The following is an 18388-nucleotide window of genomic DNA, read 5'->3' on the forward strand; positions in this document are numbered from 1 at the left end:
ACACCCAAGATTCTCAAAGGTGGCGTAGTATACGCTCTGAAGCGTTAGTGCTCAAGTCCCGAACAGCTAAAGATCCCGAAGGATCGCGGAAATATCTGTTAAATCCATCCACGCTCGGCAAAAGAGACATATTCACCGAGTCCAATGACCAGATGATCAAGCACGCGAATATCCAATAACAGACAAGCCTTGATGATTTGTTCGGTTATCGCACGGTCAGCCTGACTGGGCTCCGCTTTCCCGGAGGGATGATTGTGCGCCAGAATCAGCGCGGCGGCGTTGGCTTTCAGCGCTTCACGCACAATTTCCCTTGGGTGAACTTCCACGCTGTTAATAGTACCAGCAAACATCTCCTGGTGACGAATAACCCGATGCTGATTATCTAAAAACATGACCAGAAACACCTCCCTTTCCCGGCGCGCCAGTAATAATTGCAGATATTGTCCGGTAACTTCCGGGCTGAGCATGGCGTCCTCTTTCGCCAGACGAGACGAAAATAATCGCCGCGACAGTTCCGCCACCGCTTTCAACTGGGCATATTTTGCCAGTCCGATCCCTTTTGCCGTACAGAATGTTTCCTGATCGGCTGACAACAGTTGATGAAGCGAACCGAATTCCGCGAGCAAATTTTCGGCCAGTTGCATCACATGGATACCGGGCAACCCGGTTCGTAAAAAAATCGCCAGCAGTTCCGCGTCCGTCAGCGTTTCCACCCCTAGACTCACCAGTTTCTCACGCGGCGCCAGCCTATTATCCCAGTCCATCCACCCTCCTCATCTGACAGCGGTTATTATGACAGCCCCTCAGGAGCGGAACGACAGCAGACGGAACAGGTTGCGAAGCGCTACGCAATTTTTATCCGTAAAAACGCGCGACCGCGTAAGACTCCTCGCCATCGTCAAGGTTATGGTAAAATAACCGCTCTTTCGGTTTTCAATCGGACCATGATGATGACGGAATTTTCCAGCCAACCTGTTTCTGGTCAACGTATTTCCGGCAAACGAATCGTGCTCGGTATCAGCGGCGGTATCGCGGCTTACAAATGTCCTGAACTGGTAAGACGCCTGCGCGACTGCGGCGCCGATGTTCGCGTGGTCATGACGCCTGCCGCCAAAGCCTTTATTACGCCTCTGACGTTACAGGCCGTATCAGGTTACCCGGTTGCCGACGATCTGCTTGATCCCGCGGCGGAGGCCGCCATGGGCCATATTGAGTTGGGGAAATGGGCTGATTTGGTGATCCTTGCGCCCGCCACCGCTGATCTGATCGCGCGGTTGGCCGCGGGCATGGCCAACGATCTGCTGACCACCCTTTGCCTCGCAACCGCTGCGCCGATTGCCGTCGCCCCCGCGATGAACCAGCAGATGTATCGCGCCACGCCCACACAGGACAACCTGAATACGCTTGCGGCACGTGGTCTGATGCTCTGGGGACCGGACAGCGGTAGCCAGGCCTGCGGCGATATCGGCCCCGGGCGGATGATTGATCCGCTGGCGATCGTTGAACGCGCACAGCGTCATTTCACCGCCGTCAACGATCTGCAACATCTGAATATCATGATCACCGCAGGCCCGACGCGGGAAGCGCTCGATCCGGTTCGTTTCATCAGTAATCACAGTTCCGGGAAAATGGGATTCGCCATCGCCCAGGCCGCAGCGTCCAGAGGGGCAAACGTAACGCTGATTACCGGCCCCGTCGCGCTGACGACGCCGCGAGGCGTGAAGCGGATTGATGTCGAAAGCGCGCTGGATATGCATCAGGCCGTGATGACCGGGGCGCCGCAACAGCATATCGTTATCGGTTGCGCTGCCGTGGCGGACTACCGCCCCAAGTTCATCGCCGATGAAAAAATCAAAAAGCAGGGTGATGAAATCACTGTCGCCATGATAAAAAATCCAGATATTATCGCTGATGTCGCCGCGATGGATGAGGATCGGCCATATGTCGTCGGGTTTGCCGCCGAAACACAGAATGTGGAAGAATACGCGCGGCAAAAGCTGGCGCGTAAAAATCTGGATCTGATTTGCGCTAATGATGTTTCCCTTTCCGGGCATGGTTTCAACAGTGAAACCAATGCATTACATCTTTTCTGGCAAGACGGGGACAAGCAGTTGCCACAATGCGACAAGCTTCTTCTTGGCCAAAACTTAATCGACGAGATTGTCAGCCGTTATGATGAAAAAAATCGACGTAAAGATTGTTGACCCGCGAATTGGTCAGCAATTTCCCTTACCCACCTATGCGACGCCGGGTTCAGCCGGGCTGGATTTGCGCGCCTGTCTGGATCAGCCGGTGGAATTAAAAGCCGGTGAAACCACGCTGATCCCAACCGGGCTGGCGATTCATATCGCCGATCCCCATCTGGCGGCCATGATCCTGCCCCGCTCTGGGCTCGGCCATAAACATGGCGTGGTTTTAGGCAATCTGGTTGGTCTGATTGACTCTGACTATCAGGGGCAGTTGATGGTTTCCGTCTGGAATCGCGGTCAGCAGACATTCACCATTGAACCGGGCGAACGTATCGCACAGATGGTTTTCGTTCCTGTTGTTCAGACCGAATTTAATCTGGTCGAAGATTTTGTCTGTAGCGAACGTGGAGAAGGCGGTTTCGGCCATTCTGGTCGTCGCTGATACCCATCAGCCGCCTGACAATGTAAAAAATTCGTATAAGCCACAGCACGTTATCGTGACTGTGGCGCTAGCGGCTGTTTGTCAGTCAAATTTTTAGCAAGGGTCTTTTCATACCATGGCAGAAAAAGAAAATACGAAAAGGAATCGTCGCGAGGAAATTTTGCAGGCGCTGGCGCAGATGCTGGAATCCAGCGACGGCAGCCAGCGTATCACCACGGCGAAACTGGCTGCCAACGTAGGGGTATCTGAAGCCGCGCTTTACCGGCACTTCCCCAGTAAAACGCGGATGTTTGACAGCCTGATCGAGTTTATCGAGGACAGCTTGACCACGCGCATCAACCTGATCCTGCAAGATGAAAAAGAGACGTTTAATCGTTTACGGTTGATTTTATTGCTTATTCTTGGGTTTGCCGAACGTAACCCCGGTTTAACTCGCATCATGACCGGTCACGCGCTGATGTTTGAACAAGATCGTTTGCAAGGACGTATTAATCAACTGTTCGAGCGTATCGAGTCGCAGTTACGACAGGTGTTACGCGAACAAAAATTACGTGACGGCAAAGGCTTTCAACATGATGAAACGCTGCTGGCCAGTCAGTTGCTGGCGTTTTGTGAAGGCATGCTTTCGCGCTTTATTCGCTCCGAGTTCCGCTACCGCCCGACACAGGAATTTGATACCCGCTGGCCGCTGCTTGCCGCGCAACTGTACTAACGTTCTGCCTGCCGACACATTCCCGCCAGAAGTCTCTCTGGCGGAAACGCTAACCTACCAGCAGGCTATATTTAAATGCCGTATTGCTCACGGTACGCTGTTACCGCCGTCAGGTACTCAGCCATCTCCGGTTTTTCCGCCAGATAGACGATCAAATCTGTCAGGGTAATGATGGAAATTACTTTGCACTGATAATCACGCTCAACTTCCTGAATTGCCGAAATTTCAGCGCGTCCGCGCTCCTGGCGATCCAGCGCAATCATGATGCCCGCCAACGTCGCGTCATGGGCCGTGATGATCGCCATTGACTCACGAATCGCGGTGCCGGCGGTGATCACATCGTCCACCAGCATTACTCGCCCTTGTAACGGGCTGCCGACCAGACTGCCGCCTTCGCCATGATCTTTGGCTTCTTTACGGTTAAAGCAGTAGGGAATATCGCGTTCATGGTGTTCCGCCAGCGCCACGGCGGTGGTGGTGGCGATCGGAATGCCTTTATAGGCCGGCCCGAACAACAAATCGAATTCAATGCCTGAATCTACCAGCGCCTCTGCATAAAAACGCCCTAACAATGCCAGGTCGCGACCGGTATTAAATAACCCGGCATTAAAGAAATAGGGGCTGATACGCCCTGACTTCAGCGTAAACTCACCAAATTTCAATACCTGCTTACTGAGCGCAAATTCAATAAACTGGCGCTGATAGGCTTTCATTACCGCTTCTCCTCGTTTTACGGGTTAATAAATTATCCGATTAGCGTCTCATCTCACGACCTTTTGGCATCGGCGAAAGGGCTAGATAAAGTGCATCTGACAAGTAACCTGCTGCAAACCGGAACAATTCATCATCTATTATTGAGACGCTTAACGAGCGCATAAAACACGTTTAATCCTAACGATACAGTTGCTCAATACCGCGCGGCGACACGTTTGAAAGGCGTGCTGGGTTTGCCAGACCCGCGCCATAAAAATCAGTCGGCTAACGCTGCTTTCTGCGCCTGAATAATGTTCCTGATGCCTTCGCGAGCCAATGCCAGCAAGGACAATAACTCTTCGTGGGTAAACGGTTCCCCTTCCGCGGTGCCTTGCACTTCAATCATGCGCCCGTCTTCGATCATCACCACATTCATGTCGGTTTCGGCGGCGGAATCTTCCACATATTCCAGATCGCAGACCGCTGCACCATTGACGATACCAACCGATACCGCGGCGACCATGCCTTTGAGTGGGTTTTTCTTCAGTTTGCCGCTGGCGACCATCTGATTCAGCGCATCGGCCAACGCGACGCAAGCGCCGGTAATAGAAGCGGTGCGGGTGCCGCCATCCGCTTGCAGCACGTCACAATCCAGCGTGATAGTGTACTCACCCAGGACTTTGAGATCGAGCGCGGCACGCAGCGAGCGGGCAATCAGACGCTGGATCTCCAGCGTCCGTCCCCCCTGTTTGCCTTTGGCCGCTTCACGCGCATTACGGCTGTGCGTCGCGCGCGGCAACATGCCATACTCGGCGGTCACCCAGCCCTGTCCTTGCCCTTTCAGAAAACGGGGAACACCCTCTTCAACCGTGGCATTACATAAAACTTTGGTATCACCAAACTCGACCAGAACCGATCCTTCTGCATGCTTTGTGTAATGGCGGGTCAATGTGAGGGGGCGAACTTGCTGCGCACTTCGGCCTGTGGGTCGCATGGCTTATCTCCGGCGGATAAATGTTTAACTGGCGCGCATTATACGGCCTTGGCGCCGCAATGCCTATCTTGCCTGACGGCACAAGGCTATAATTAAAGAAAAGATATCGAGTACAGACATGAGCGAACCTTTGCAACCGCCCCGACAACGGATGCGGAAAACACCCTGGCAGCAACAGGGAAGTACGCCTGATTATCGTTTCTCTTTAGCCAACGAGCGGACGTTCCTCGCCTGGATAAGAACGGCGCTGGCATTTCTTGCCGGCGCTATCGCCATCGACCAGTTTGCCCTTACGCTGGCGCCGACCGCTGTCCGTCAGGGGATGGCGATGTTCCTGTCGCTGGCCTGCGCATTATTGTCCTGGATGGCCTATCGCCGTTGGGTCGCCAACGAACTGGCGATGCGTACCGGGCAAAGTCTGCCTTATACCCGGCTGCTTTGGGTGGTCGCCGCATTCGTCATCGGCATTGCCGTGATTCTGACGCTGCTGATTTTTATGGTCTAATCAAGGATGGGCATGGCGAACCATACCAGCGACACGCCGCGCGATCCGGGCTTGCAACGGGAAAGAACCGCGCTGGCCTGGTCGCGGACCGCATTCCTGCTGTTGGTGAACAGTCTGCTGTTGCTGAAAGCGGGTTCAACGTTATCCAGCCTTGTGTTTATTCTCGTCGGCACGTTGCTCTTGCTGGTCACCCTGTCCATGTATGTCTGGTCCGCCCTCCGGCTGCGATTCAACTTGCCCGCCCATTCCCCATGTTCACGGCTATCCATCCGCATGGTGCGATTTTTTACCGCCGCGATTATCGTCGCCGCGTTACTGGTTGCCCTGATTAACCTGCTGATGCTGACGCCGCACGGGGTAAAATAACCCCCAATCACACCGCCCCGGGTATAACTTCAGGTTATACCCTACCAATGAACAAGTATTCGTCAGCGATGATGCATCATGAAATAGTCTTCTCATCACCGTTATTTTGATGAGAAAAGCATCATGCTGATTCCACCACCTTACCTACGAGCCACCGGTAATGAGATTGAATCTCCGCGTCTGATGGGGATGCCTGAGCGTGATGCCAGCGGTATAGCCACAGCGCCAGCGTTCCAGGAGGAAGGTTAACGATGCGCCATATGCAAGTTGAAACCGTCAAACTGCCTTTAGCGCTGCCTTTCTCTATTGCAAGCAGTACCCGCAACGCGGTTACCGTGGTTCGCGTCACGCTGGAAGAACAAGGTTTTATCGGGCAAGGGGAATGCACGCCCAATGTTCATAACGACGAATCACCGGAAAGCGTGACGCATCAATTGCAAGCCATCGCGCAGGCGGTGGAAAACGGGCTGACGCTCGACGCATTGCAGGACGCCTTACCGCCGGGCGCAGCCAGAAACGCGCTGAACTGCGCGCTCTGGCGGCTCAACGCCGCACTAAAGAAGCAGTCGCTATGGCAATGTCTTGACATTCAGCCGCCGACATCGCTGATCAGCGCGGAAACCCTGTCCCTCGACAACGTGGAAAACATGGCGATAGCTGCCGCGCAAGCCGTATCACGCGGAGCGTTATTACTGAAAATTAAACTGGATCGCGAACTGATTCTGGAAAAGGTGGCGGCGATCCGTCAAGCCGCTCCGCTCGCCACGCTGATTATCGATGCGAATGAAGCATGGAGCGGTCTGGATCTTCGCAGCCTGTTCAATACGCTCACCCGCTACCAGATTGCTATGGTGGAGCAACCGCTTCCGGTCGGTAAAGACGACGATTTACTGCGCTTTACCCATCCTATCCCCATCTGTGCGGACGAAAGCTGCCGCCACAGTGGTGATATCGCCAAACTGCGCAGCCGTTACGAGATGATCAACATCAAGCTGGATAAGTGCGGCGGCATTACGGAAGCGCTCGTCATGGTGGAAGAGGCGAAACTTCACGGTCTGCGGATCATGGTCGGCTGCATGCTGGGCTCGTCCATGGCGATGGAAGCCGCGCTGCCGCTCACCGCGTTCGCGGAATATGTCGACCTCGACGGCCCAATCTGGCTGGCTTCCGACAGTTCTCCCTATCTGTCCTATAATCTTGGCCGTATCTGGCTATGATGCAACCAACCGGAGTGACCATGACGGATATCACGCAAACGGGGTCGGTTAACGCCGCAGCGCCCGGTAACGCCACCAGGCCGGTGCTGGAAATCAACGATCTGAACGTCAGCTTCAGCGGACGCTCCGGCACCCATAAAGCGCTAAAAGGCGTCTCCTTTACCCTGAATAAAGGGGAGGTCGTCGCCGTGGTCGGGGAAAGCGGTTCCGGCAAATCCGTGACGTCACTGACCGTCATGGGTCTGTTGGCGGATGCGGCCAACATTGAGCGGGGCGACATCCAGTTCACCGCCCGCGACGGGCGGCGGCACAACCTGCTCGCCCTGAAAGCGGAGCAGCGCCGCCAGTTGCGTGGCCGCGAAATCGCCATGATCTTTCAGGAACCGATGACCTCGCTGAATCCGGTGCTGAAAGTTGGCGACCAATTGACGGAAGCCTTGCGCGATCACCAGATTTGCGATGCCGCCAGCGCGGATAAGAAAGCGCGCGAGTTGCTGCGTAAGGTGCGGATCGCCGATGTTGACCGGGTGATGAAAAGCTATCCGCATTCGCTGTCCGGCGGGATGCGCCAGCGAGTGATGATTGCACAGGCGCTGGCCTGCGATCCGCAATTGCTTATTGCGGATGAACCGACCACCGCGCTGGACGTCACCGTTCAGGCGCGCATTCTGCAAATCCTGCGCGATCTGCAACAACAGAGCGATATGGCGGTGCTGTTTATTACGCACGATATGGGCGTGGTGGCGGAAATCGCCGATCGCGTGGTGGTCATGTATCGCGGCGAAGTGGTGGAGCAAGGCAGCGTTGAACAGATTTTCGCCGATCCCCGGCATCCTTATACCCAGTCGCTGCTGGCCGCCGTGCCAAAACTGGGCGATATGCGCGCAAGCCGCTGGCCCAAACGTTTCCCGCTACTCGGCCAGGCCGCCGGCCAGGATGACGACGAGCAGACCACCGCCCGCTACGACGTCGAACCGCTGCTGGATATCCGTGGTCTGCGCGTCTATTACCCGGTGCGCACCGGGATTTTATCCAGCGTCACCCACCATGTTCATGCCGTTGAGCAGATTGACTTCAATGTCTGGCCGGGGGAAACGCTGGCTATCGTCGGCGAAAGCGGTTGCGGCAAATCCACCACCGGGCGGGCGCTGTTGCGTTTAACGCAGAGCGAGACGGAAAGCATTCATTTTCAGGGTCAGGAAATTTCCCTGATGAAAGATCGCGAGTTCCAGCCGCTGCGCCGTGAAATGCAGATGGTGTTTCAGGACCCCTATGCCTCGCTGAACCCACGCCTCACCGTCGGTTTTACCATTGCGGAACCGTTGTTGCTGCATGGTCTGGTGAAATCGCTGGAAGAAGCCACGCCACAAGTGCAGGCGCTGCTGAAAAGCGTCGGCCTGCTGCCGGAACATGCCCGCCGTTATCCTCATGAATTCTCCGGCGGACAGCGGCAACGTATCGCCATTGCCCGCGCTATGGCGTTGCAGCCGAAAATCATTATTGCCGATGAAGCGGTTTCCGCGCTGGATGTGTCCATTCAGGCGCAGGTTGTCAACCTGATGATGGATTTGCAGAAAAACACCGGCGTGTCGTGGATTTTCATCTCGCACGACATGGCCGTGGTTGAGCGCATCGCCAACCGGGTTGCGGTGATGTACCTCGGACAGATTGTGGAAATCGGGCCGCGTCAGTCGGTCTTTAACGACCCGCAGCATCCTTACACCCGCCGTCTGTTGGCTTCGGTGCCCATTGCCGATCCCACGCAGCGCGGCCTGCGCGAATTTGATGACAGCGAAATTCCCTCTCCGTTGCGTAAAGCGGGCGAGATCGTAACAAAAACGCGCTACCGACAGGTCGCGCCGCACCACTGGGTTGCAGACAGCGGCTCCGCTGCCTGACGCCAACGACGATATTTTTATTGCTAACCAGGAGAGACACCATGAAGCCATTACTTCGCCGTTCCGCCGCCGCCCTCGGGCTCTCACTGTGTCTGGCAGCGGCTGCCCAGGCACAGGATCTTCGCATTTCCATGTATGCCGATATTACCGGGCTGGACCCGCACGATACCTCGGACACGCTGAGTTACTCCATCCAGAGCGGCATTTTCGAGCGACTTTTCCAGTTCGATAACAAGATGAAGCTGGTTCCCAGGCTGGCCACCGACTACACCAGTAATGCCGATGCCACCGAATTTGTCGTCAACCTGCGTGAAGGCGTTACCTTTCAGGACGGTACGCCATTCAATGCCGATGCGGTAAAAGCCAACCTGGATCGTCTGGCGGATCAGAGCAAAGGGCTGAAACGCAACAGTTTGTTTAATATGGTGAAAACCGTTACCGTCATCTCTCCGACGCAGGTCAAAATCGAGTTAAACAAATCCTTCGGCGCCTTTGTGAATACGCTGGCTCACCCCTCAGCCGTGATGCACAGCCCGGAAGCCCTGAAAAAATACCCGGATGAAGCGCAGTTACGCGTCCACCCCGTCGGCACCGGCCCGTTCAAATTCAGCGCCTGGCAGCAAGGCAAGGACGTGAAGCTGGTGAAATATGACAACTACTGGCAGAAAGGCTGGCCGAAAGTCGATAGCGTCACTTTCTTCCCGGCGCCGGAAGACTCCACCCGCGTCGCCTCATTAAAATCCGGTCAGGTGGACGCCATCTATCCGCTGCCGTCTGATCTGCTGAACGCGGTGCAAAGCGACAGCAAGCTGGAAGTACAGCGCGACCCCAGCATTTATCAATTCTGGCTGGCGATGAATAATCTGCGCGCGCCGCTCAACGATATCCGCGTTCGTCAGGCGCTGAATTACGCAATCAACCGCGACATCTGGCTGAAAGTCGGCTTCGGCGGCATGGGCGTACCCGCCAAATCCGCCATGGCGCCGAACGTGCAATTCTTCCAGGCGCAAAGCACGCCGGATTACACCTACAACCCGGAAAAAGCCAAAGCCTTGCTGAAAGAAGCCGGTTACCCGAACGGGATCAGCCTGAAACTCTGGACCACCAACCGCACCGACTATGTGCGCAGCGCGCAGTTCTTTAAACAGCAGTTGGAACAGGTCGGCATCAAAGTCACGGTTACGCCAATGGATTCCGGGATGCGTAACGCCAAACTGTTTGGCGTACAAGATCCGAAACAGGCGGAATTCGACCTGTTTTACAATGGCTGGTCGCCGTCTACCGGCGATGCTGACTGGGCGCTGCGTCCGCTGTTTTCCACCGAATCCTGGGTGCCGACAGCCTATAACGTGTCCTATTACAGCAATGTCGACGTGGATAAAGCGATTATGGCGGGCCTGGCGACCACCGATCACGCCAAACGTGGCGCGGCCTATGCCGAAGCGCAACAGAAAATCTGGCAGGACGCCCCGGTCGTCTTCCTGGGAGCGCCAGACAATCTGGTTGGCAAAACCAAAAACCTGTCCGGCGTTTACATGCTGGCCGATGGTTCGCTGATCTTCGATCAGGCGGAATTCAAGTAATCCGTTCGGGAGAAAACCATGCTTGCCTATATCGTCCGACGTTTGCTGGAAATGATCCCGGTTCTGCTGGTGGTCTCCCTGTTAGTGTTCGGTTTTATCAAACTGCTGCCGGGCGACCCGGCACGCATTTACGCCGGCGCGGATGCCTCGATTGAAGCGGTGGAAACGGCGCGTCAGCAATTAGGGCTGAACGATCCGCTGCCGCAACAGTACGTCAACTGGCTCAGCGGCTTGTTCAAGGGCGATCTGGGGGTCACGTACCGTACTCAGCACCCCGTCATCGAAGTGATCAGCAAAAGCTTTATGCCCACCATGTGGCTGGCGTTGGCCGGATTTGCCTGGTCGGTGGCGCTGGGCCTGCTGATCGGCGTGGTTTCCGCGCTCAAACGGGGTAAATGGCAGGACTGGACGCTGATGAGTTTCGCCGTCGGGGGCATTTCGATGCCACCGTTCTGGCTGGGGTTGCTGTTGATTCAGTTCGTGGCGATGCCGTTCGGGGTATTTTCCGTCAGCGGATTTAATCAACCCAGCGACATTATTCTGCCGGCGCTCACGCTGGGCGCATCGGTCGCCGCGGTGATGGCGCGGTTTACCCGCTCCGCCTTTCTGGAAGTGGCGCAGGAAGATTATGTGCGCACCGCCCGCTCCAAGGGGCTGCGTAACCGGCTGGTCACCTGGAAACATGTGATGCGCAACGCGCTTATCCCGGTGATCACCATGTTGGGATTGCAATTCGGTTTTCTGCTCGGCGGTTCAATCGTGGTGGAAAGCGTGTTCAGTTGGCCGGGATTGGGCTGGCTGCTGATTGAATCGATCAAAACACAGGACCAGCCGGTCATCCAGGCGCTGGTAATGCTGTTTGTGTTTGAATTCATTGTAATTAACCTGTTGGTGGACCTGCTGTACGCGGTGGTCAATCCGGCGATCCGCTTACGCTAGGAGATAACATGAAACGTCCTTCCGAGCCCGCCGTGGCACGACTTCGTGCAGGTTTTTATCCGTAATCCAATGGCGCTGGTTTCCAGCGGCTTTGTCCTGCTGCTGGTGCTGGTGGCGATATTCGCGCCCTGGCTGGCGCCATGGAACCCGATGGAACCTGACTGGATGGCGCTCGCCTCTCCGCCCTCGGCCGCTCACTGGATGGGTACTGACGATCTGGGCCGCGATATCATGAGCCGGATTATCTACGGCGCGCGTATCTCGCTGTATATCGGTATTTTTTCGGTCACGTTAGGGATGCTGGCAGGAATTGTTCTGGGGTTGCTGGCCGGTTACTACGGCCGCTGGGTGGATATGCTGATCATGCGCGGTTCCGATGTGCTGTTCGCCTTCCCCGGTATGCTGCTGGCGATTGCCGTGGTCGCGATCCTGGGGCCGGGGCTGAACAACGTGATCATCGCCGTCGCCATCTTCAGCGTGCCGGTATTCGCCCGCATTGTGCGGGCCTCCACGCTGTCGCTGAAACAGGCGGCGTATGTCGAAGCGGTGCGCTGCGCCGGCGCGCCGGATCGCATTATTCTGATGCGCCATATTCTTCCCGGCACGCTGCCGAACGTTATTGTCTATTTCACCATGCGGATCGGCACCAGCATCCTGACCGCGGCGGGCCTGAGCTTTATCGGTCTTGGCCCGGAGCCGGATGTGCCTGAATGGGGGAATATTCTCGCCATGAGCCGTAGCCTGATGATGGCGGGCGCATGGCACGTCAGCGTTTTTCCCGGTCTGGCGATATTTTTCACCGTATTGGCCTTTAATCTGCTGGGCGATGCGCTGCGCGATACGCTTGACCCCAAACTGAAAAGCTAGGGCATGATGACCACTTACCAACAGCAACAAATCGCGCTGCTGGCCCACCGTTGGCGGACGCAGCGGCAACTGGGTTCGCCGCGCTCGGCCAGCGGCCCGCGCAACACGATTTGCGATGTCGCAGGCGTGCGTGTCGGTCACAGTACGCTGGCGGCTGGCGCCATTCAGACCGGCGTCACCGCGCTTATTCCCGCCGACGCCAATCTGTTCACGCATCCCCTGCCCTGCGGCGCGGCGGTACTGAACGGTTTCGCCAAGCCGGTCGGTCTGGTTCAGATTGAAGAGCTAGGCCGGTTGCAAACGCCCATTCTGCTCAGTAATACGCTGGCGGTCGGCACGCTGTTCACCGCGCTGGCGCGTCACGCCATCGCCCATAATCCCGAACTGGGGCGGACTTTGCCCACCGTCAACCCGCTGGTGCTGGAATGCAATGACGGCTGGTTGAATGACATTCAGGCGTTGGCCGTCACTGAGCATATGGCGCAGATCGCGTTGCAGCAAGCGGGAGAGACATTCGCTCGCGGCAGCGTCGGGGCCGGACGCGGCATGAGTTGCTTTGGACTAAAAGGCGGCATCGGCACCGCCTCGCGCCTGATCCCTGAACTCAACGCGACGCTGGGGGTCTTGGTGCTGGCGAATTTCGGCACGCTTTCCGCGCTGACGCTCGATGGCGTACAAATAGGCGATGCCATCGCCCCCTTGTTGCCGGAACTGGCGCCACAGCAGGATGCGGGTTCGATCATCATCATTATGGCCACCGACGCGCCGTTAGATGCTCGTCAACTTGGACGTATCGCCAAACGCGCCGGCGCCGGTTTAGGACGGCTGGGCAGCTATTGGGGCCACGGTTCCGGTGATATTGCCGTGGCGTTTTCCACCCATTCGCATCCGCAACCACCCGAAGAAACGCTGCTGGAACCGTTGTTAAGCGCCGCCGCCGACGCCACCGAGCACGCGGTGCTTGACGCCATGCTCAGCGCGGAGGCGGTAACCGGTTTTCGCGGGCATCATCGTCCGGCATTGCGTCAGGTGCTGGATCGTCTGGCCGCTGATTTATCTGAGCAAGGAACAGAACATGAAGATTTTTATTTCCGCAGACATTGAAGGTATCGCCGGCGTCATGCGCCCGGAACAATGCAGCCCCGGCGCCGCCGAGTATCAACTGGCGCGCGGCTTGATGGAGCAGGAAGTCAATGCCGCCATTGACGGCGCTTTCGCTGGCGGCGCGACCGACGTGGTGGTGGCCGATAGCCACGCCGCCATGGTGAATCTGCGGACGGAAAACATAGATTCCCGCGCCCGGCTGGTGCAGGGAAAACCGCGCGAGTTATCGATGGTGGAAGGACTGGCGCAGCAGCAGTATGACGGCATGCTGTTCATCGGTTACCACAGCGCCGCCGGCGAGTTTGGCGTACTGGCCCACACCATTAACGGTCGGGCGTTTTACCGGGTGCGCATCAACGACGAAGTGATGGCTGAGAGCGACATTTATGCCGCCGCTGGCGCCGAGCAACACGCGCCGTTGTTGCTGGTCAGCGGCGACGATACGCTGCAACAGTGGATTGCCAGTTATTATCCGGCCACCCATTACGTCTGCGTTAAACGCGCCATTTCCCAACACGCCGCGGAATCATTAAGCCCGGAAACCGCGCGTCAAATGATTCGCAAGGCCGCGATGAACGCCGTCAGCAACGCTCATCGCACCATCGTCTCGCGCATTCAGGCCCCCTACCGGCTTGAATTGATGGTGACCAAGCCGGTACTGGCCGATCTGTTTTGCCTGATCCCCGGCGTCAATCGTCAGGATGCGATTACCGTCAGTTATACCGCGCAAACCATGAAAGAAATTGTTAGCCTGTTAAGCGCTTTTTCCTATCTGGCAACCACCCAAAACTGAGACGGCAGCCGCCAGACCGATTCTGGCGCTGGCCGACTGAAAAGAGAATCGACAGCATGACCCAACCCGTGATTGTGATCCACGGCGGCGCTGGCGCGTTGACGCGCTCGGCGATGAGCGAGGAAAAAGAGCGGCGCTATCTGGCTGCGCTGACGGAGATTGTTGCCCGCGGACAAAACATTCTGGCGCAGAATGGCAGCGCGCTGGATGCGGTGACCGAGGCCGTTCGGTTGCTCGAAGAGTGTCCGTTGTTCAACGCCGGACGCGGTTCGGTGTTCACCCATAATGCAACCCACGAACTGGACGCCAGCATCATGGATGGCCGTAGTCTGGATGCTGGCGCGGTCAGTTGCGTCAGCCATATTCGCAATCCGGTGCTGGCGGCACGTACCGTGCTGGAACAGAGCCAGCATGTGATGTTCACCGCCGAAGGCGCGGAAGCGTTCGCGCGCCAGCATGATCTTGAGATGGTCGAACCGGTATTTTCTCGACGCAAGAGCGCCGCCAGCAATTGCATAATGCGCAAGCCGGGGAAGGAAAAGTCGTGCTGGATCATGATGGTCAAACCAACGGCGACCCCATCGATCCCGATCGCAAGTACGGCACCGTCGGCGCTGTCGCGCTGGACAGCGCGGGTAATCTGGCGGCGGCGACCTCAACCGGCGGCATGACCAACAAAAAAGCCGGACGCGTTGGCGATAGCCCGATCATCGGCGCGGGCTGTTACGCAAACAACCAGACGGTGGCCGTATCCTGTACCGGCACAGGCGAAATCTTTATGCGCACCGTCGCCGCCTACGATGTTTCGGCACTGATGGATTATGCCGGTCTGACGCTGGAACAGGCCTGTAATCGTGTGGTGATGAAGAAACTGGTGCAACTGGACGGCAGCGGCGGCCTCATTGCGGTCGATCATCACGGCAATATTGCGCTGCCGTTTAACAGTGAAGGGATGTATCGCGGTTATGGCTATGTCGGGCAGGCCCCCATCGCGGCTATTTACCGCTGATGCCCGTTTAGCGCCATTCAGCCCGGTCTGCCGCCGCGAGGTGACGGGCCGGAATGAATGGCGCCAACATCATGGCGACGCGCCATTATGATGCATCATGCTCCATCGATAAGCATTCCCCTATCCCCATCGCTCTTCTCTTCACCCTCACTCCGGCACGGTATCCGCGCGCGCCACGCCACTACCGAACATGGCGTAATAATTGCATGACATCGTGATTGTCCGAGCCTTTCTCACGGTGTCCCACCGAAGAAACCCCCGTTGAAACCGGAGCATGCGATCATGCGTTTACGCCACATCGAAATCTTTCAGGCCATTGTTCAGGCTGGCACGATCAGCGGTGCCGCACGTCTGCTCAATGTTTCCCAGCCGAATGTCAGCCGGGTGCTCAGCCACGCGGAGCAACAGCTTGGTTTCGCCTTATTCGAGCGACACGCCCAGGGCATGGTCGTGACGTCGGAAGGTCGCCGCTTAATCCCCAAGGTACAGGAGCTATTCAGCCAGCTACACAACATCAGCCTGCTGACCGAACAAATCAAAACCGGGAAAGAACAATAGGTTCGTCTGGGCGCGGCCCACGCGTTCGGACAAATGATCGCCGCACCCGCGTTGGTTGAGTTTCGTAAGCAGGCCACGCGGGTCAATGTCGAACTGGTTACGGAGCATTTCAGTACCCTGTGCCAGAACATCCTGCAAGATCAACTTGATTTCGCGTTGATTTTTGGTCAGCAAGTGCCATCGGAACTGCTGGCGGAGCCGTTGTTTCAATCGACCATGGTGGCGCTGCTTCCCAAAGACAGCCCGATAAACGGCCCGGTATCGCTGGAATGGCTATGCAACAACAACCTGCTGATGATGCAGCTACACGACCCGCTCGGACAGGTGCTGCATCGGGCATTGCGCGACAAAGCCCTACAGCCTGCCGCCTCGTTGTACATCAAAACGTATTCCGTCATCGCCGATATGGTGCTGGCAGGCGGCGGCGTGGGCGTGGTGGATCTCTTCACGGCGTGTCGTTACGCCGATCAGCTTAAAATCGTCCCGAACGATCAGCCTCTGCCGTTTGAAGTTACGCTGATTAGTCGCCGCGACAATCCGCAGTCGCGGGCAACCTTACAGTTGAAACAAATGATGAAGCGCAAATGCTGGGAAATCGCGCGCCAGAACGAAGCGCTGTTGCACGCCGCATAACTCGCCAGACAGCACATCATGAGCATTTATCCGCCGTTCATCAGATGATCCACTTATGCCTGTTGGCCGGACGACGGATTTTCTCCTACCGCGTGCCGGGACTCAACGCTATAATCCCTTCATCATTTGCTCTACAGGTATGCACCAATGATCCGCAGCATGACCGCTTACGCCCGCCGAGAAATCAAGGGTAACTGGGGAAGCGCAGCCTGGGAACTGCGTTCTGTTAACCAGCGCTATCTGGAAACCTACATCCGTTTGCCAGAACAATTCCGCAGTCTGGAACCCGTTATTCGCGACCGTATCCGCGCGCGGCTAACCCGCGGTAAAATTGAATGCAATCTGCGTTTCGATCTGGACCCACGCGCACAAAGCTCGCTGATTTTGAATGAAAATCTGGCAAAACAACTGGTGAGTGCGGCTAACTGGGTAAAAATGCAGAGCGATGAAGGTGAAATCAACCCGGTCGATATTCTGCGCTGGCCTGGCGTGATGGCTGCGGAAGAACAGGATCTGGATGCCATCAGCGCCGAATTGTTACAGGGCTTGAATAACGCGCTGGATGATTTCATCACCGCGCGGGAAAGTGAAGGCAACGCGCTGAAAGCCCTGATTGAACAGCGTCTGGCTGGCGTCAGCGCCGAAGTCGTCAAAGTCCGCGCACAGATGCCGAACATCCTGCAATGGCAGCGCGAACGCCTGCTCAACAAGCTGGAAGAGGCGCAGGTTCAGTTGGAAAATAACCGACTGGAACAGGAACTGGTGATTATGGCGCAACGCGTTGATGTGGCGGAAGAACTGGACAGGCTTGAAGCCCACGTCGCTGAAACCTACAAAATCCTGAAGAAAGAAGAAGCCGTTGGCCGTCGTCTGGATTTCATGATGCAGGAATTCAACCGCGAATCTAACACGTTGGCCTCTAAATCCATCAATGCCGACGTTACCACCTCTGCAATTGAATTGAAGGTGCTGATTGAGCAGATGCGGGAGCAGATCCAGAATATTGAGTAAATTATTTTAAAGCCCACCAAAATACATAAGCCCATGTTAAATGGGCTTTTTTATTAAAATCATAGTCTATTGAAGACTACTTAGATTCATTAAAAACCACCAACAAGTGGGGAGTAAAACGGGGAGCTTTTTTTGCTTTACTAGTCTCATCTGCCAGTTTATAACCATATACCCCCCACAACGATTTTTCATCAGGATAGGTATATGGCCTCACTCACTGCCAGGACAGTTCAGGCTCTCATCAAAGCAGGTCAGCCAGGAAAGTATGGTGATGGGCGTGGTTTGTATCTGAAAGTCCCACCTAAAGGTGAGCCGTATTGGATGCTTCGATACACAATCGGCTCTAAGAGACGAGAAATCACATTAGGTAAGGTATCTCATCTATCTCTGTCCGAGGTACGTAGCCTCGCTGAAGATACCCGAAGAAAAGTCGCCACAGGGGATGATCCTATTGCTGAACGGAAACTTAACAGACCTAAGCAACTGACCACAGTAGATGGACTGTTTGAAGACTGGCACAAAGACCTCGTTAAACGATTAAAACATCCTCACATACCTGAACGGGTTTACCGGAAAGATATTGCCCCTACTATAGGTAGACTTGCCTTGGTAAAAGTTAACCCCCTCGATGTTCGGTCGATCCTGCAAAAAATTACAGATAGCGGAAGACCAACCATTTCAAATGATGCCCTACTCTACATGAAGCAACTCTTCGACCACGGCATTAAGCTTGGTCTGCTTCAGAGCAACCCAGCAATGGCGTTCAAGGTCAATGATTGTAGTGGAATACTGAATTTGGCCACCTGAACAGAGGTGATATGCTCACCTCAGAACAACACAGGTGCTCCAATGAAAAAAAGAAATTTTAGTGCAGA

General features: G+C 55.9%; 17 protein-coding genes and 3 pseudogenes. 17 read left to right on the top strand and 3 right to left on the bottom strand.

Features of this window, described 5'->3' with window-relative positions; translation table 11 throughout:
* Positions 1–98 precede the first annotated feature (98 nt).
* A complete protein-coding gene (gene radC, locus DES54_RS14770; RefSeq protein ID WP_113868664.1) occupies positions 99–764 on the bottom strand; it encodes a RadC family protein in 666 nt (221 codons plus the stop codon).
* Positions 765–950: 186 nt separating this feature from the next.
* Here radC and coaBC point away from each other — a divergent pair, with 186 nt between their 5' ends.
* The 3 genes from coaBC to slmA all read left to right on the top strand — a co-directional run bounded on the left by coaBC (position 951) and on the right by slmA (position 3343).
* Positions 951–2204: a bifunctional phosphopantothenoylcysteine decarboxylase/phosphopantothenate--cysteine ligase CoaBC gene (gene coaBC, locus DES54_RS14775; RefSeq protein WP_113868692.1), complete on the top strand. Its 1254-nt coding sequence runs from the start codon at positions 951–953 to the stop codon at positions 2202–2204.
* Positions 2173–2631, top strand: coding sequence for a dUTP diphosphatase (gene dut / locus DES54_RS14780; RefSeq protein ID WP_113868666.1), 459 nt, complete (start codon positions 2173–2175; stop codon positions 2629–2631). Before coaBC ends, dut begins: the two co-directional genes overlap by 32 nt.
* A 115-nt stretch (positions 2632–2746) precedes the next feature.
* Positions 2747–3343: a nucleoid occlusion factor SlmA gene (gene slmA, locus DES54_RS14785; protein WP_113868668.1), complete on the top strand. Its 597-nt coding sequence runs from the start codon at positions 2747–2749 to the stop codon at positions 3341–3343.
* Positions 3344–3414: 71 nt separating this feature from the next.
* On the opposite strand, the gene pyrE is transcribed toward slmA, so the two are convergent.
* Together pyrE and rph are read right to left on the bottom strand one after the other, a co-directional pair.
* Entirely contained in the window at positions 3415–4056 is a 642-nt protein-coding gene (gene pyrE, locus DES54_RS14790) for an orotate phosphoribosyltransferase (protein WP_113868670.1), read from the bottom strand.
* Positions 4057–4313: 257 nt separating this feature from the next.
* Positions 4314–5030 carry a ribonuclease PH gene (rph, locus tag DES54_RS14795; protein ID WP_113868672.1) on the bottom strand — a complete coding sequence of 239 codons (717 nt, stop codon included), beginning with the start codon at positions 5028–5030 and terminating at the stop codon, positions 4314–4316.
* Between the two features lie 118 nt (positions 5031–5148).
* Between rph and DES54_RS14800 the strand changes: the two genes are divergently transcribed.
* The 14 genes and pseudogenes from DES54_RS14800 (at position 5149) to DES54_RS14860 (ending at position 18320) form a co-directional block, all read left to right on the top strand.
* On the top strand, positions 5149–5535 hold the full coding sequence (locus DES54_RS14800) for a YidH family protein (RefSeq protein WP_113868674.1): 387 nt from the start codon (positions 5149–5151) through the stop codon (positions 5533–5535).
* Between the two features lie 12 nt (positions 5536–5547).
* Positions 5548–5901, top strand: coding sequence for a DUF202 domain-containing protein (locus DES54_RS14805; protein WP_113868677.1), 354 nt, complete (start codon positions 5548–5550; stop codon positions 5899–5901).
* A gap of 123 nt (positions 5902–6024) precedes the next feature.
* Positions 6025–6150 carry a hypothetical protein gene (locus DES54_RS19115; protein ID WP_276309736.1) on the top strand — a complete coding sequence of 42 codons (126 nt, stop codon included), beginning with the start codon at positions 6025–6027 and terminating at the stop codon, positions 6148–6150.
* 2 nt (positions 6151–6152) lie between these two features.
* Positions 6153–7118: an L-Ala-D/L-Glu epimerase gene (gene ycjG, locus DES54_RS14810; RefSeq protein WP_113868679.1), complete on the top strand. Its 966-nt coding sequence runs from the start codon at positions 6153–6155 to the stop codon at positions 7116–7118.
* Between the two features lie 20 nt (positions 7119–7138).
* Positions 7139–9016, top strand: coding sequence for an ABC transporter ATP-binding protein (locus DES54_RS14815; RefSeq protein WP_113868681.1), 1878 nt, complete (start codon positions 7139–7141; stop codon positions 9014–9016).
* 41 nt (positions 9017–9057) lie between these two features.
* Positions 9058–10599 (top strand): glutathione ABC transporter substrate-binding protein, encoded by a 1542-nt coding sequence (locus tag DES54_RS14820; RefSeq protein ID WP_113868682.1) that lies wholly within the window; start codon positions 9058–9060, stop codon positions 10597–10599.
* An 18-nt stretch (positions 10600–10617) separates the two neighbouring features.
* Positions 10618–11538, top strand: a complete 921-nt coding sequence (locus tag DES54_RS14825; protein ID WP_113868684.1) for an ABC transporter permease — start codon at positions 10618–10620, stop codon at positions 11536–11538.
* 30 nt (positions 11539–11568) lie between these two features.
* Positions 11569–12405: pseudogene (locus DES54_RS14830) on the top strand (ABC transporter permease subunit); the annotation flags it as partial.
* 6 nt (positions 12406–12411) lie between these two features.
* On the top strand, positions 12412–13509 hold the full coding sequence (locus DES54_RS14835) for a DmpA family aminopeptidase (RefSeq protein WP_113868694.1): 1098 nt from the start codon (positions 12412–12414) through the stop codon (positions 13507–13509).
* Complete coding sequence (locus DES54_RS14840; RefSeq protein WP_113868686.1) at positions 13481–14302, top strand: M55 family metallopeptidase; 822 nt, start codon at positions 13481–13483, stop codon at positions 14300–14302. The genes DES54_RS14835 and DES54_RS14840 overlap by 29 nt, the downstream gene beginning before the upstream one ends.
* Before the next feature lie 56 nt (positions 14303–14358).
* Positions 14359–15311: pseudogene (locus tag DES54_RS14845) on the top strand (isoaspartyl peptidase/L-asparaginase family protein).
* 282 nt (positions 15312–15593) lie between these two features.
* Positions 15594–16502: pseudogene (locus tag DES54_RS14850) on the top strand (LysR family transcriptional regulator).
* A 147-nt stretch (positions 16503–16649) separates the two neighbouring features.
* Positions 16650–17513, top strand: coding sequence for a YicC/YloC family endoribonuclease (locus tag DES54_RS14855; protein ID WP_113868688.1), 864 nt, complete (start codon positions 16650–16652; stop codon positions 17511–17513).
* 204 nt (positions 17514–17717) lie between these two features.
* Positions 17718–18320, top strand: a complete 603-nt coding sequence (locus DES54_RS14860; protein WP_240634943.1) for a tyrosine-type recombinase/integrase — start codon at positions 17718–17720, stop codon at positions 18318–18320.
* Positions 18321–18388: the final 68 nt, after the last annotated feature.

The organism is Brenneria salicis ATCC 15712 = DSM 30166, assembly GCF_003315515.1.
GTDB lineage: Bacteria > Pseudomonadota > Gammaproteobacteria > Enterobacterales > Enterobacteriaceae > Brenneria > Brenneria salicis.

Coding starts and splice junctions, on each gene's coding strand:
- radC (WP_113868664.1), bottom strand. CDS start 764: ATGGACTGGGATAATAGGCTGGCGCCGCGTGAGAAACTGGTGAGTCTA.
- coaBC (WP_113868692.1), top strand. CDS start 951: ATGACGGAATTTTCCAGCCAACCTGTTTCTGGTCAACGTATTTCCGGC.
- dut (WP_113868666.1), top strand. CDS start 2,173: ATGATGAAAAAAATCGACGTAAAGATTGTTGACCCGCGAATTGGTCAG.
- slmA (WP_113868668.1), top strand. CDS start 2,747: ATGGCAGAAAAAGAAAATACGAAAAGGAATCGTCGCGAGGAAATTTTG.
- pyrE (WP_113868670.1), bottom strand. CDS start 4,056: ATGAAAGCCTATCAGCGCCAGTTTATTGAATTTGCGCTCAGTAAGCAG.
- rph (WP_113868672.1), bottom strand. CDS start 5,030: ATGCGACCCACAGGCCGAAGTGCGCAGCAAGTTCGCCCCCTCACATTG.
- DES54_RS14800 (WP_113868674.1), top strand. CDS start 5,149: ATGAGCGAACCTTTGCAACCGCCCCGACAACGGATGCGGAAAACACCC.
- DES54_RS14805 (WP_113868677.1), top strand. CDS start 5,548: ATGGCGAACCATACCAGCGACACGCCGCGCGATCCGGGCTTGCAACGG.
- DES54_RS19115 (WP_276309736.1), top strand. CDS start 6,025: ATGCTGATTCCACCACCTTACCTACGAGCCACCGGTAATGAGATTGAA.
- ycjG (WP_113868679.1), top strand. CDS start 6,153: ATGCGCCATATGCAAGTTGAAACCGTCAAACTGCCTTTAGCGCTGCCT.
- DES54_RS14815 (WP_113868681.1), top strand. CDS start 7,139: ATGACGGATATCACGCAAACGGGGTCGGTTAACGCCGCAGCGCCCGGT.
- DES54_RS14820 (WP_113868682.1), top strand. CDS start 9,058: ATGAAGCCATTACTTCGCCGTTCCGCCGCCGCCCTCGGGCTCTCACTG.
- DES54_RS14825 (WP_113868684.1), top strand. CDS start 10,618: ATGCTTGCCTATATCGTCCGACGTTTGCTGGAAATGATCCCGGTTCTG.
- DES54_RS14835 (WP_113868694.1), top strand. CDS start 12,412: ATGACCACTTACCAACAGCAACAAATCGCGCTGCTGGCCCACCGTTGG.
- DES54_RS14840 (WP_113868686.1), top strand. CDS start 13,481: ATGAAGATTTTTATTTCCGCAGACATTGAAGGTATCGCCGGCGTCATG.
- DES54_RS14855 (WP_113868688.1), top strand. CDS start 16,650: ATGATCCGCAGCATGACCGCTTACGCCCGCCGAGAAATCAAGGGTAAC.
- DES54_RS14860 (WP_240634943.1), top strand. CDS start 17,718: ATGGCCTCACTCACTGCCAGGACAGTTCAGGCTCTCATCAAAGCAGGT.